This window comes from Snuella lapsa (assembly GCF_039539345.1).
GTDB lineage: Bacteria > Bacteroidota > Bacteroidia > Flavobacteriales > Flavobacteriaceae > Snuella > Snuella lapsa.
Window position 1 is genome coordinate 1 of the sequence record NZ_BAABCY010000029.1, and the last position, 13,787, is coordinate 13,787.

At 30.7% G+C, this 13,787-nt stretch carries 21 protein-coding genes and 1 pseudogene; 1 reads left to right on the forward strand and 21 read right to left on the reverse strand.

The annotated features are described in order from the left end of the window. Positions 1-34: 34 nt before the first annotated feature. The 19 genes and pseudogenes from ABD792_RS04705 to ABD792_RS04795 form a co-directional block, all read right to left on the reverse strand. Positions 35-484: a lipocalin family protein gene (locus tag ABD792_RS04705; protein WP_345004663.1), complete on the reverse strand. Its 450-nt coding sequence runs from the start codon at positions 482-484 to the stop codon at positions 35-37. Positions 485-661: 177 nt separating this feature from the next. Beyond that, positions 662-1,075: a cupin domain-containing protein gene (locus ABD792_RS04710; RefSeq protein WP_345004664.1), complete on the reverse strand. Its 414-nt coding sequence runs from the start codon at positions 1,073-1,075 to the stop codon at positions 662-664. A gap of 328 nt (positions 1,076-1,403) precedes the next feature. Further along, positions 1,404-1,907: a hypothetical protein gene (locus ABD792_RS04715; RefSeq protein WP_345004665.1), complete on the reverse strand. Its 504-nt coding sequence runs from the start codon at positions 1,905-1,907 to the stop codon at positions 1,404-1,406. 25 nt (positions 1,908-1,932) lie between these two features. Continuing rightward, positions 1,933-2,421 (reverse strand): annotated as a pseudogene (locus ABD792_RS04720) (hypothetical protein). Positions 2,422-2,436: 15 nt separating this feature from the next. Further along, complete coding sequence (locus ABD792_RS04725; RefSeq protein ID WP_345004666.1) at positions 2,437-3,099, reverse strand: hypothetical protein; 663 nt, start codon at positions 3,097-3,099, stop codon at positions 2,437-2,439. Between the two features lie 143 nt (positions 3,100-3,242). Continuing rightward, entirely contained in the window at positions 3,243-3,395 is a 153-nt protein-coding gene (locus ABD792_RS04730) for a lmo0937 family membrane protein (RefSeq protein WP_345004667.1), read from the reverse strand. A gap of 325 nt (positions 3,396-3,720) precedes the next feature. Next, a complete protein-coding gene (locus ABD792_RS04735) occupies positions 3,721-3,843 on the reverse strand; it encodes a hypothetical protein (protein ID WP_345004668.1) in 123 nt (40 codons plus the stop codon). Positions 3,844-4,185: 342 nt separating this feature from the next. Next, positions 4,186-4,422 (reverse strand): hypothetical protein, encoded by a 237-nt coding sequence (locus tag ABD792_RS04740; RefSeq protein ID WP_345004669.1) that lies wholly within the window; start codon positions 4,420-4,422, stop codon positions 4,186-4,188. A 315-nt stretch (positions 4,423-4,737) separates the two neighbouring features. Next, entirely contained in the window at positions 4,738-4,953 is a 216-nt protein-coding gene (locus ABD792_RS04745) for an SHOCT domain-containing protein (protein ID WP_345004670.1), read from the reverse strand. Between the two features lie 4 nt (positions 4,954-4,957). Beyond that, a complete protein-coding gene (locus ABD792_RS04750; RefSeq protein ID WP_345004671.1) occupies positions 4,958-5,434 on the reverse strand; it encodes a Dps family protein in 477 nt (158 codons plus the stop codon). A gap of 43 nt (positions 5,435-5,477) precedes the next feature. Continuing rightward, the gene (locus tag ABD792_RS04755) at positions 5,478-5,810 is read right to left on the reverse strand and encodes a hypothetical protein (RefSeq protein WP_345004672.1); all 333 of its coding nucleotides are present in this window, start codon (positions 5,808-5,810) and stop codon (positions 5,478-5,480) included. Next, the gene (locus tag ABD792_RS04760; RefSeq protein ID WP_345004673.1) at positions 5,791-6,039 is read right to left on the reverse strand and encodes a hypothetical protein; all 249 of its coding nucleotides are present in this window, start codon (positions 6,037-6,039) and stop codon (positions 5,791-5,793) included. The genes ABD792_RS04755 and ABD792_RS04760 overlap by 20 nt, the downstream gene beginning before the upstream one ends. Before the next feature lie 71 nt (positions 6,040-6,110). Beyond that, on the reverse strand, positions 6,111-6,368 hold the full coding sequence (locus ABD792_RS04765) for a hypothetical protein (protein WP_345004674.1): 258 nt from the start codon (positions 6,366-6,368) through the stop codon (positions 6,111-6,113). A 132-nt stretch (positions 6,369-6,500) separates the two neighbouring features. After that, positions 6,501-6,788, reverse strand: coding sequence for a BON domain-containing protein (locus ABD792_RS04770; RefSeq protein WP_345004675.1), 288 nt, complete (start codon positions 6,786-6,788; stop codon positions 6,501-6,503). Between the two features lie 105 nt (positions 6,789-6,893). Next, the gene (locus tag ABD792_RS04775; RefSeq protein WP_345004676.1) at positions 6,894-7,079 is read right to left on the reverse strand and encodes a BON domain-containing protein; all 186 of its coding nucleotides are present in this window, start codon (positions 7,077-7,079) and stop codon (positions 6,894-6,896) included. 84 nt (positions 7,080-7,163) lie between these two features. Next, the gene (locus tag ABD792_RS04780) at positions 7,164-7,724 is read right to left on the reverse strand and encodes a helix-turn-helix domain-containing protein (RefSeq protein ID WP_345004678.1); all 561 of its coding nucleotides are present in this window, start codon (positions 7,722-7,724) and stop codon (positions 7,164-7,166) included. A 459-nt stretch (positions 7,725-8,183) separates the two neighbouring features. Beyond that, positions 8,184-9,113 carry a HipA domain-containing protein gene (locus ABD792_RS04785; protein ID WP_345004679.1) on the reverse strand — a complete coding sequence of 310 codons (930 nt, stop codon included), beginning with the start codon at positions 9,111-9,113 and terminating at the stop codon, positions 8,184-8,186. Continuing rightward, on the reverse strand, positions 9,106-9,420 hold the full coding sequence (locus ABD792_RS04790; RefSeq protein ID WP_345004681.1) for a HipA N-terminal domain-containing protein: 315 nt from the start codon (positions 9,418-9,420) through the stop codon (positions 9,106-9,108). The genes ABD792_RS04785 and ABD792_RS04790 overlap by 8 nt, the downstream gene beginning before the upstream one ends. Positions 9,421-9,428: 8 nt before the next feature. After that, positions 9,429-9,638, reverse strand: coding sequence for a helix-turn-helix domain-containing protein (locus ABD792_RS04795; protein WP_345004682.1), 210 nt, complete (start codon positions 9,636-9,638; stop codon positions 9,429-9,431). Positions 9,639-9,991: 353 nt separating this feature from the next. On the opposite strand from ABD792_RS04795, the gene ABD792_RS04800 reads away from it, so the two are divergent. Further along, positions 9,992-11,098, forward strand: a complete 1,107-nt coding sequence (locus tag ABD792_RS04800; protein ID WP_345004683.1) for a Fic family protein — start codon at positions 9,992-9,994, stop codon at positions 11,096-11,098. A 388-nt stretch (positions 11,099-11,486) separates the two neighbouring features. Here ABD792_RS04800 and ABD792_RS04805 read toward each other — a convergent pair whose 3' ends face one another. Then, positions 11,487-12,005 carry an LSm family protein gene (locus ABD792_RS04805; protein ID WP_345004684.1) on the reverse strand — a complete coding sequence of 173 codons (519 nt, stop codon included), beginning with the start codon at positions 12,003-12,005 and terminating at the stop codon, positions 11,487-11,489. Continuing rightward, complete coding sequence (locus tag ABD792_RS04810; protein WP_345004685.1) at positions 12,005-13,600, reverse strand: hypothetical protein; 1,596 nt, start codon at positions 13,598-13,600, stop codon at positions 12,005-12,007. Before ABD792_RS04810 ends, ABD792_RS04805 begins: the two co-directional genes overlap by 1 nt. Positions 13,601-13,787 lie beyond the last annotated feature (187 nt).

Sequence of the window (13,787 nt, forward strand, 5' to 3'; positions counted from 1 at the left end):
TACAACTTATCTAATTGAATTAATTCTCTTACTTTTATTCAAAAAAGAGACTTTTTGCGAGGTCTCCCGTTTGTTCCCATTGCATATCTGTTTCAGACATAGACGATAATTTTAATCTAAAACCTTGATTGTTTTCAGATTTATTTTTTTCGTTAGTAGGCTTTAATAAAAAGTCATACAAACCAGTTTTGGCATTTACTTCTTGAATTGTAAACACAAAGTTTCTAATACCAGTAGAACACGAAGACTCATTGATAGCGTAAGTCCCAGTATTGTTATTTGGAATAAACTTCCAACTACTTCCTTCAAAGCAATCTTTAGTGGTGTCGTTAAATAATGTGACATTATATTTTCCTGTTTTACTATAGGTTATTGTACTTAATGTCCAATCGCCTTTAATTGATTTTTTGGAATCTCTTACGGTTTTTGAGGCACCACAACTTACTATACCAATTGTTAGAAGTATTAATATTATTTTTTTCATAATTATTATGTGTTATTATGCTTTACGAAGGTGAGTCTGTTTTTAATTTTTTATGTTATATAACTTCATTTATAACTAACATTATTCGCGCATTTTGTAAATTTAATCTCTACAATCTGTTTAGTTCATTGATTAATTATGGCATGTATTCTCTATTTTATTATACTTTGTATAATTTTAAATAGAGACTTCATCATAACCACTTTTGATAACTGTAGAAATAATTTTAAACCTCGTATTGGCTTTAATAATATTACTGGAATGTGCAGGAATAATAATGGATTGACCAGTATTAAGTATATGAGATTTTTTGTTTATAACAATCTCTGCTTTTCCATCAATTACCTGGATAAAGGTATCAAATGGGGATGTTTTTTCTGTTAAGGCTTCCCCGGAATCAAATGAGGATACAGTCACATTTCCAGTGGTTTTTTTTATGATTGTTTTAATTACCACCGAATTGGGTATATATTCAATAATCTCCAAGATAATGAAGGTTTTATCCTTTTCTTGTTCCATGTTTTCCAAGTGTTTGGTAGTAGTTGGAATTGTTTTACCTGATTTGACTTTGTCTTCTTTTTCTTTTGACATAATCTTAATGGCTTTAATTATAAATTAAGTATAGTTCAAGATAACCAAAATAAAATGAGTTGTTTTATAAAACCAATGAAGTATGTTATATATATCACAGTTTTATATACTAAAAAAGCAGACCAAGAAACCTGCTTTCTTATGCCAAATGATATGTCTCATTTGGGCTCTTTTTAACTAACTAATGTAAAAAAAGATGACTAATTTAATAGCTTATAAGTTATATAGTAATGAAGTAGATTTGCATATATCAAAGATTTGATTTATAAGAAAGCTATCCAGAAATGAATACCTCTTAATCTTGAATCTACACTAGTAAAATTTAGTATCAATACTCATCAAATTCCGTAACAAAAAAGTAATCGGCATCTTTATTGTTTACAAAGTAAATACCTTCACCAAAAATATACTCCATATTTTTTTTGTTAACTTCTACTGCAAACCCTCTTTTTGTTGGATTAAATTCAAAGCTATCATTTGGGTCTTTTTTATATCTTAAAACAATGTAAGTATCATAAACGTTATCGGCATTCTTATCAACATAAATTAATTTGGTTACATGTTCTGGAGAATAAATAGCAGCTTGGTCTGTCTTCATTTTATCTTCCTTGGCAAATTTTATGTTAGATTTCCTTGTTTCGTTCACTCTAATTTTATAAGGAATAGTAATTCCATCCATAGTTTCTACATTCACGGTATAGATAGTAGATTTTTCTGTTTTTTGTTCTGTTTGTGCAATTATATTCCCTACTGTTAAAAACGGTAACATTATTACTGCAATTTTTATGGCTTTCTTAAATACTACTAATCTTATTGTAAATGAATTTTTCATCTTTTTTGTTTTTTTAAGTTTATTATTAAAACTGATATCTAATACCAATTGCAATATCAAAATCTAAATCATTGTTATCATAAACCTCATCACCAAAACCTATTTCAGGTCTAATATCTAATGAAAGCAATAATGGAATATCAAAATTGTATTCAATCCCTATGTCACCTGCAGCAAAAGCAAACGTGTCGGTAAAATCGTTTCCATTGTTATTATTAAAACTATAAGATCCTAAACCACCTCCAACTCCTACATACTAGTTAAAACCAGCATCTATATTCCAAACCCATTGGTATAAACCTGCGAGCTTAAATCCATCGTAATTTTTACCATCTCTCCAGCCTAAATCAAACTCCAACCTGTTGTTTTCATTTAAAGCTCTTTGATACGATATTTCGCCTCCAAAGCCATCACTATCTCCTAACCTTAATCCTAAAGCGTTTTTTGAAATATCTTGAGCATTCACGGTAAATCCAATTACCAACATTATACTTGCAATTATTGTATTTTTCATGTATTTATACTTTAATTATTGTTTTGCAGCCGCGTTTTCATCAGATTTTGCTCCCATTCTATTGAAGGTGTACATGGGGGCAAACTTTAGTTTTAAACCTGCTATTTTTTTATTATCAGCACTAGTCAAGCCTTCATTTTCTACAGTGTTTTTTCTAGTGTCAATAGCTTCGTATAATAATTTAATTTCATCCCAATCTTCTCTTGAGTAATTGTCTTTATTTGTTTCTACTGTACTAACAAAATTTTGGTAAACGCTAAGGATGTTTTCTTTGTTAATCCATTCAAAGCTCATATCGTCATTAGAATAATTTTTTCCTAAAAGCGCTATCCGTAAGTTATTGTTATACTCTATTGTGGCCATCAAATTTCTTTCAGCGATAACTTTTTTCTTAAAATTTTCAAACCGCAATGATGCATCATCAATATCTGCTCTTAAGGTATTATCTGTTTTAATTACGTCGATACTTGCCATCGCTAATTTTTTGTGTTCATAGCTACTGGACTCAATGTTTTTCCAATGGGAATTGGCATCTGTTAAATCAAGATCAGCTACAGAATCGACGTAAATTACATATGATTCTACATGGTCTTCGGCCATTTTCATTTTATCATTCTTACATGAGGTGAAGGCAATGCCTAAAGCACAAAACGCGAGTGTAATCGTTATTGTTTTCATAATTTTAAATTTTAATATGTTTTTGATATTATTTTTGTTTCGATATAATGGACTGCCTGTCCTAACAGCTTCATGTTTGTGTTTGGTACATTTGATTATCTAACCATTTTTTTGTTTATGTATTAACGATTTTTGGATACTTTTTAAATCCTTTTGCCGCCAATGACTCTAAATAAAATGGATATAATAGCAAGGACCAATAAAATGTGTATTAATCCGTCGGCACTATAGACAAAAAAACCAAATATCCAACCGATGACAAGAATAACTGCGATGATGTATAATAAATCTCTCATTTCTTAAATTTTTAATTGTTAAAATCTTAATCTTTCTTTTGATAGAGATATAAAAAAGCAGACATAAGTGAAGTCTGCTTTTTAATGCCAAATGAAACTATACATTTGGGCTTTTTAACTAACCAACCAAGTAACAAAGTTGATGAATTAAAAAGCTATTTAGTTACATAATGTTGAAGTAGATTTACATACATCACAGATTGTATTCGGCAAAAAAAAAGAACAGTTTGTTATAACTGCTCTTATGAGAATTTGCTTAATAATTTGCTGTAAAATAGCATAAAGATTGCAATATAAAAATCAATAGATTAAATTTCAGGTATGATTATAATCTCTTTTTTTGTTCTGGATTTTTACTAGAATCTACTTTGTTTTTAACATCGGTAGATTGTTTTTTACTACCTATTACAGTCTTTTTCTGGCTTTCTGTTTTTTTCTTGTTTTCCATGATATATTGTTTTAAGCAGTACTTAATTGTACTATTACAAAGGTGACACCTAATTCAAGCTTTTATGTTACACAACTTATGCTTAAGATTACACATGTTACGGTTTCAGATAATAAAAAAAGGTAGAATGTAGGTTAGTCCGATTTCTGATGCCAAATAATAATATTCATTTGGATTTTTTTATATTTAATTAATAGCATAACAAAGATGATTAATTTAGTAGCCTTATAGCTACATCGTTTTGAATTACATTTACATAAATCACTAATTTTTGTTTATACAAAAAAGCAGTTGAAAACAACTGCTTTTTAATTTGGGTCAAGTCAATCAATCACACTTGTTTTAACAACAAGCTTCTTGATTAGTTTTTAAAATACCAATAACTTCAGTACGATTTTTCTCTAACTTAGTTTCTAGTCTTTTAAATAAATCTGTTTCTTTACCTGTTTCAAACTTTACATCTTCACTTGTAAGTTTTGGATACTTTTCTTTTAAAGCTTTCGATTGTTTGCTCCAATCGCCTTTAACTTTAAAAAAATCACTTGTCTTTCTGTCACCTTCTTTGTTCTTAGTTTCCATAAATATTCGAGTATTAAGCAGTACTTAATTGTACTATTACAAAGGTGACACTTAATTCAAGCTTTTATGTTACACAACTAAAACTTAAGATTACACATATCACAGATTGATGTAATAAAAAAAAGCAGACTATAGGTTTGTCTGCTTTCTGATGCCAAATAATACTATGTATTTGGACTTTTCCTAATTGATTAATAGCAATACAAAGATGATTAATTTGCCTAATAATTAGTTATATAATAATAAACCATGTTTACATAAATCACAGATTATAAGAACTTATAAATTCTCAAAAGATGCATCCTGCGGAAATGATTAACTTTCAATAAGCTTTTTCTTTTCTTCGTACTCTTCCTTGCTTATCTCTCCAAGTGCAAAACGCTTTTTTAGGATATTTAGTGGTGTGTCTTTTTTTGTTCTCTGCCCAGGAATATTGTATGGTGTAGCAAAAATCCAAAATAGCAGGATAATCCATATAATCCACCATATCGAATGCATTCCCCAAAAGAGGTAATTTTCAAAATTCATCATGATATTATTGTTTTAAGTGTGAACGTAAAAACCAAGCCATTTTTTCGTGACTTTCCATAAGCCCTGTAATAAAATCACTTGTCCCTAAATCGTGATAGTCATCAGCAAACGGCTTTATATGTTCACGTAACACGATAATAATGCTTTCGTGATCTGCTAAAAGTTCTTTTATAAAACCCTGGCTGTCATTTGGATATTTATTTTTTTCAGTAAGTTGGGTTAAACTTAAGTAAGAGCCCAATGTTGCTGGTGCATAATGACCAATAGAACGAATACGCTCTGCGACACTATCAATCATATAATCCAATTGTCCAAATTGTGTTTCAAAAAACTTATGCTTCTCATAAAAATCTGCACCTTCAATATTCCAATGCGCATTTTTTGTTTTTACATAAAGCACGGTTTCATCTGCTAAAATTTTGGCTAATGCTTCAGTCACAGCTTGCCGATTGGTTTCTGTAATTCCTATTTGTGTTTTCATCTTATTTATTTTAATGACTTTGGTTGGTGATTATACCATTCAATTAGTTTTTATGTTTATCGCCACCCAAACTATAATAGTTATTCTCTTCATCTTCACTACCAACACTTTCTTGCTGATCGTCTAATTCTGAACCAGGAACATCTAAATCTCCTCCCGATTTATCGTCTTCAAAATCCTTTTCATTTTTCGTTCCCCTTCTCTCATTTGGCATTTTGTTTTTAGTAATGTCCTCAGGATATATATTTGTTTCTTCTTTCTCTTTATTGTAAATATCTTCATTAGCAGGATAGGCAAGGCCTCTTAAAAAATTTCTTTTTGACTTCGTTTTTGATAGGTTTTTTGACTGCTTTGTTTTATTGTTTTTTTGTTTCATAACGGTTTATTTTGGCGTATTGCTGTTCATGCTCTTTTGCATAAGTTTCTAATAAATCGTTTAAAGATTCCAGATAGTCTTTTAGTTCTTTATTGTTTATTCCTTTGCCTGTAATACTTAAAAAGCGTTCTGGCATTTCATCTAAATATTTTGTGAGTTCTGGAAATTCTTCCTGAATTTTTATAATTCTTAATATGATGATGTCATTAAGGCTCTTTTGAGATTCCATTTTCTATACGTGTGAAAAAATTAAAAGCATCTTCAAAAAAAGAAAGATGCTTTTAAAAAAGGCCTAATAAATTAACCGTTAAAGGCATGTTGCTTAACATCTGCTTTTTGAGCTTTCTTGGCAAGATTAACATGACCATGAGCAGTTATGGTACTTTGTGCTGCCTTTTGGTGATTTCCTTCTTCATGATGCGTTGCAGCATCTAAATGGCTTTTTGCAGCAGCCTGCAAATGTTTCGCGGCTTCTTTATGGTTCTTAATCCCTTTTAAATTCTTATCAATAGGATTACTGGTCTTCTCTTTTTTAATAGGTGTTTCTGCAGTTTTCATTGTTGTTGTTTTAAATTGTTAAAAAAATAATTGGCTAACTAAAGCATAGTAATAATCAATTTCTAATTCATTATTTACATAACAGATTCCAGGAGTTTTCCAAGCAATACGCTCTGCCTCTTCTTTTTGATATCAAGAATTTGCTTTTCCAGAAAGTGTAACTGTTGTTCCAGAAACTTTGACATTAATATAAGAATCGTCAATAGAACTTCTTCTCAAGACTTTTTCAACGATACTTTTTTCAATAGAATCGTTAGATTTAGATTTTATTTTAATGTTATTACTTAAACCTTTAACACCTGAAAGATAGCGTACAGCTTTTTTAGCGTCTTCTCTTTGGTAGTTCCAAGGTAATTCGCCATCTAATGAAACCCAACCATTCTCAAGTTTTACGGTTGCTTTATCTTTGGTAAGACCCATGTTTTTTTTATGCTTTTAAAACTTCGTCAACAATTTCGGTATCCGTTTTTTCTCATTTACTTTGAATTTTAACGTTAATTTTTTCAATTAAGGCTGTAACACCAATTACTTTTTTAGCGGCATTCTATGCTCATTTTTAACATAACTATCTACTTCACCAATAAGTGAAACCACACTATTTTTTGCCGTAACTCCTATTTCTGCTGAATGTAATAATGGTTCCCATTTAATGGCATTTTGAACATCTGTCTGCAGTTCTGCATTCATTTTCATTTTGAATAAAATTTGCATTATAAATTAATTTTCATTGCTTTACAAAGATGACTCTTAATTAAAAGGTATATGTTACACAACTAAAAATGAAGATTACATATGTTACAGATTCTCTAAATTGCTTTTTCTTTTTTTGCCTATTTTTTTATAAAATGTCGGAGATTGACCAGTAACTTTTTTGAATTGATTTGACAAATGCGCTACACTGCTATAATGCAACCTATATGATATTTCCGTAAGGTTTAGCTCGTCGTAAAGAATAAGTTCTTTGGCCCTTTCTATTTTGTGATTGATGATAAAATGTTGAATGGTTATCCCTTTAACCTCTGAAAATAAATTGGATAGATAGGTGTAATCATAGCCTAATTTTTCACTGATATAATCTGAATAATTTACTTTCGGGAGTTCATCGGAATAATGGACCATTTCAATAATTACATTTTTTATTTTGTCCACAAGAATACTTTTGTGATCATCCAATAGTTCTAAGCCGGAGACAGCCAAATTTGATTTTAGCTTTTGCTTTTGTTCCTTACTGATCGTTTCTTTTATTTCAATTACCCCAAGATCAATATTCGTAAAATGAAGCCCTAATTTTTCTAGCTCAGATTTCACCATAAGTTTACATCTTAAACTTACCATATATTTTATATACAACTTCATAAAAAAGTATTAGTAGTGATTTAGAATATTGAAAGGTTGTTTCAGGCTTTGATCGGATACACTAATTTAAGGAATAATTGGGTTTTTTAGTTATATTTTTTTGGAAATCAATTAAATAAATATCGTATTGGCACTCAAAGTTTCCTTTGTTGTTTAATTTTTGCTACCAGGAAAGCCTTAATTTTACAGGGAAATCTCGTCATAGCCACTTTAATGACAGTCGAAATAATTTTGAATCTCTTATTAGCTTTAGAAAGAAATAAAATTGAGTTCCAAGGATTTTGCAGAGATTCATCAAACGGTAAAAGTTTTTGAGTCAATCCTAACAAGTTACCCTGCAAGTTGAGTACTTATTGAATGTCATAGCTCAGGAGCATGACAGACAGGAGTCATTTGTGACTCAAAATAAGGGTTTAAATGCAAAAATTTATAAGGTATTTCTCCTTAGAGTTTTTGAAGTTAAAAAGGAAATAATTTCAATCTACCTTCAAAAATTTTAAAATACTTTTCTTTCATTTCATCTGAAAGAAAAGAAATGTCAATTAAGGCTTTCCATTTAGGAATTGTATTTTGCATTTGCTTTAAAATTGTATCTAATGCTTTGTCGCTCAATTGTAAGCGTTCTTTAGCGTAATAATCGATAAAATCAGTTGTTTTGAAATTGCTTTTTTTTCCCTTTAAGGTTAATGCAATTTCTTCTTCTGGGTTTTTAATGACAATACTTGAATTTAAAAAATCGTATACTGGAGCTAATGTTGTTTTCCCATTTTTTGTAATTAGTGAAAAGTTTTTCAAATGCATATCTTCATTACCTGTGACAAAACAAAAAAGGATCCGCTTGAAAAAATCAGCCCTTTCTATAGCGGGAAATGAGCAAAATTCGTCAATAACTGGTATTAGTTTTTCCATTGTAAAACGATACTTGGTATCTCTTGTGTTACCTGTTAATTGCGCAAAATCTTCAGTTGCATATTTTTTGCCTTTTCCGTAACGGTCAAATCGTTTTATAAAATAAGATAGACTGCCATCTTTTCCGTAGACCATACCATGAAAAGCAACTTCCAAGCCAAAGGTAGAAGCCATTCGCATTGTTAAATCTTCATTTTCTGGTAGTTGAGGGAATAAATCATTTTGAGGTTTTATAATGTATGTTCCAAATTGATCTACAATTTTAAACTCCTGGTCAACTACAGAAATAGAAGCACTCAATTTAGGCTGAACACCTTGAATAGATATTTTTTTTGCTCTATTGGCAGCTTCTCGTCTAAGTTCGGCTGCTGTAAAGGGTAAATCATTCAAATACGTCAATTTAGGAGCTATCTTGCGAAGTCCTTTTTCACTATATTTTTTGTTACCACATAGTTCGTATGTAATAGGGCATCTATTCATTGTCTAATAATTTGACTGTTACAGCGCCTACTAAATCGCTTCCAGTAGCAATTAACTGAGAAAAATAATCGTTTTTATCTATTTTGGCAATCTTTAATAAACCTTCTAACATAACGCCTTCAGGTAATAAACCTTCAAAAAAAGGAGGAAATGAGTTATAGCCATATGTTTTATGGTTAGTAGGCATGGTTAAGGAAATAGCTGCACCATCATAATTATCATCATATTCAAAGGTATATTCGCTAGGGGAGATCTCAGTTAACACCCCAGCTCTTTTTCCATGTACCATGACAACCGCTTTTCTCATTGTTATAATTATTTAGTCAAAGGGCTTTTAAATTCTACTTTAATATTCAAAACTTCGAGCACGGCTAAAAGGTTACTCCAACGAACCGTTTCTTTATTTTTTTCAATATCAAAAACGGTTGTTTTTCCTATTCCTGCTAGATTTGCTAATTCAAGCTGTGTGAGTCCTGCTTCTTTACGATGGGCTTTTATTAAAGCACCTAAATCTAAATTATTCATTTTTACCGTTTAAGCAGTAAATATAGTTGTTTTTGGAATCAAAAAGGATAAAAACACAGAAAATTTTTTAAATTCACCGTTATAGCGGTAAAAAAAGAGGTTTGAATCATATCATTTGATAAAATAATGTTACATGGGTTAAAATTACTGATATAGCGGTAAAAATGGGGAGGTGTGGATATTCTATTATGAATGGATTAATTAGACAATTTACGAAATACATATGTAGAATAATTTGGTATGTCATATGACCACGTAATTTGATACTAAAATTTTAGTATGAGCCGATTAATTTTGTTAATCGGCTCAATATTTTATGTATTTTTGAGCCAATTATGTGAATTAATCGACTCATGACGTATAATTGGCAACAAAAAGATTGGACAAAATTTAGCTACGATATAAATAAGCTGGAAGAACGATTATATGCTTTTGCTGAAAAGTCTGGGCGTATCAGTGGTATTCTAAAAGCGATGCCTAAAGAAGCCCATGTGCAAACAACGATTGATATTTTGGTTGCCGAAGCTATTAAAACTTCAGAGATAGAGGGGGAGTATTTAAGTAGAAAAGATGTAACATCTTCCATAAGAAATAATTTGGGTATTAATATCAAAGAGGAACAGGTTAAGGATAAAGAAGCCAAGGGGATGGCAAATCTCATAACAGATGTTCAAAATAGTTATGCCGCTGTTCTAACCCAAGAAAAGTTATTCGATTGGCATAAAATGATATTCCCTTATGTAAAGAATATCAGGGTTGGTGGATGGCGTACTCATAAAGAACCTATGCAAGTTGTATCAGGGAGAATTGATAAGCCGACAGTACATTTTGAAGCACCTCCATCAGAAAGAGTACCTATGGAAATGAATAATTTTATTAATTGGTTTAACAAAACTTCTCCCAATGGAAATGCCCCTATTAAGTATGCTCCGATACGATCAGCCATTTCACATTTATATTTTGAAACAATACACCCTTTTGAAGACGGAAATGGTAGAGTTGGTAGAGCCATATCCGAAAAAGCATTGTCGCAAACCGTAGGTTCTCCACTTTTGTTAAGTCTTTCTGTTGCAATTGAAGCAAAGAAAAAAGATTATTATGAAGCTTTAAAGGAGGGGCAGAGTAGTAATGAAATTACGGCTTGGTTAGAATATTTTATTGATGTGATATTACAGGCACAAGACAATTCGGAAGCGTTGATTGATTTTACATTAAAAAAGACAAAACTATTTGATGTTTATCAAGAAAGATTCAATGATAGGCAGTTAAAAGCTGTTAAGCGTATGCTACAGGAAGGTCCAGGCGGTTTTGAGGGTGGTATGACGGCCAAAAAGTATATGCGTATTACCCAAACATCAAAAGCCACTGCTACTAGAGATTTGCAGAAGTTATCAGAGTTAGGCATCTTTGAAGTTAAAGGTGATGGGCGCAGTACATCTTATTATATCAAGTTTGTCTAAAATCCTTATAGTTTTACAAGAGATCAATTTCATAAAAATTGATATTCATTAAATTATTTTAACTTTGTAACAGGCGAAAATCGAAGACATATCATAATCGGTCAACAAATCGGTCAACAATTGCAAAGATTGACACTAAGTATGTAGTAAATATACGGGATGGGAATTTGGTTCGAATCCTGTCGCGATCACAAAAGCTTCACTAGAAATGGTGGAGCTTTTTTGTTTTTTATTAGTTTTAAAAACTCTAGAGAACAGTATAAAAATACTATTTTCAAGGCTATTCGTTTGCACATTATTTACACATGGCTTCTCTGGAATTACCAAAGCTAATAAACATCGTGGCTCAGTTGGCTAAAACATATAGGTTTTTTATTGAATTGAGAGACTATTCAATCTGATTCATATCTATATTATTAGGAATTCCTTGTGGAAAGCGAGCAAATTTTGACATTTCATTCCATGAAATATTATCGGGATATTTCATTCGGTACGAACTACTTTGGGAAGTACTATTCATCGAAATTGCTACGCCAATATTAACAGGTAGGCTAAAAATCCCAAAAAATCCATGACCAACAGATGTAACAGGCATCAACGTAGACCATCTATTAATTATTTTTGGATTGTCATAAATAGATGAAACGAAAATCTCAACATTATTAATATTTTCTTTTTTGAAAGTTTTAATATTTTCCTCTTTTTCGTTCGTTAAAACCCTTATAGTCTCTGGGGTGACCTCAATTAATTCTCCTTTAATAAAGGAATTGTCTAGTAGTTTACATTTTACAAATAAACCTTTTACATCAAATTTGAAATTCTTTGGGGAAATCAAAGTTTTAGGTGTTCCGCAGCTTAGTACCAATATTAAAGCACTTAAAATAATATGTAATCTTTTTTTTATCATTAGTTGCAGTTTTCGTATTTTGAACTCCAGAATAATTGTTCGATGTCTGGTTCTATTTCTTTAAATTCTTTGGCAAGCTCTGTCCATACTTTTTCATCGTTTAGAAGCATTTTTTTTAGTTTTGGAAGGTTTTTATTTTCAATCCAATTCTGTCTAATCCATTCTAAATAATAGCCTTTTGAAGAAAGAAACAACTCGTATTGCCTGTTGTCTGATAATTTCGGTAATCTAAACTTAAATTCATATTCATCTCCAGGGAATGTTACTAGGTAATTATTGTCGTCGTTAAAAATAGCATCAATAGTATTTTTATCCTTTTTATTTGCTATCATTTGATCGGGATATATTGAGATTGCGGTAATGCTATCTTGGATTGATGTTAACCCCAAATAATCTAGGCGCCACAGACCTTTGGTCATTTCAATTTTTATTTTAATCTTGTTTTTTATATCTGGAATCTCGGTAAGTGGAGCTATCATTAGGTTTTTTGCAATAGGGCCGGTTTCGTATAGCTCATCAAAAAGGGTCCAATTATTTATTTTTGTGTCCAAGTATAGTAGTTTTATTTTCCCAAGGTAATTAAACGGGTTAGAAATATGCTTTTTTATTTGGTCGTTGGTCTCAATTTTAGCAAAATAATCACCAACCTCATTCCCCATGTAGGATAAGCCGTTATAAAGGAGAAATGTAGTTAATAATGTTTGTCTGAAATTAATGACTAAACCTGGATTTTTGAATGCTGCTTTATCGAATTCTATGTAAATTTCCTCCTTGGCAGACAAATCACTAGAATTTGTTGAAGAAAAGTATTCAAAATCATCAAAATTGTTAATAAAAGAGCTGATATCCTTATCTCCCTCCTTAGCATTCGTTACATTAATTAAATTCTTACAACGGTAAAATATGTTGCTCTTGTCATGAAAAACATAATCTGTCGGATGTTTTGGAACAGCTTGTATAAATAACTCGTTTATCATATGTGTTTCATAGGCTTCATTTTTCATTGTAATATTTATAATTTCTGAAGATGTTGAATAGCGCAGTGCGTCTAGGTCTTGCTTTTCCAAAGACGGAGAGATAGAACTTGAAAAGCCTTCAGCATGAGCTGATTGAAAGACGGAGGCGTTATTTAAATAAAATGTAGGGCAAGAACCAAAGCATGCCTTTGGATTTGTAATACATATCACATCTCCCAAAATATTAATACCTGTTAAGATACTTAATGCTGCGATTTTTTCTTTGTCTTTTCCTTTAATGGCATCAAATTGATTGGTTTCAACAATTGCTATATCGTCTAAGGGAAATGATAATTTTCCTTCACTTATTATATTCCTGTTAAAATCAAAGAGTTTGCCTTCTCCATAAATTGTGTCTTTATCCGAGTTTAACTTCCAATCACCTAAAAGACTAACATCTCCATTTTTTAAATGGATTTTAAAAAATGAAGAATCGGGAATATTGACATGAAGCGTATCGTTAAAGGTTCTATAATTTTTTCGGAAATCATGTTTTATATAAATTTTACTGCAGGAATAAATGGTAATCCAAAGAATAATGACTACAATTACAAATGAAAAGGCGTGTTTAGATTTCATTGTTAAGAGAGTTTATGTAACAGTTTTTTAATTTAATTCTTTTAAACTCAACAAACAATGATTTATGTTAGTTCATGAGATGATAATATTTTGTAATTTGATTGAATTATAGATTATGAAGTCATCTTGACTTTTTTTTGAGGAAAAATAGGGGTTTTAGAAATTTGTGTTGCGAAACATAAAAACT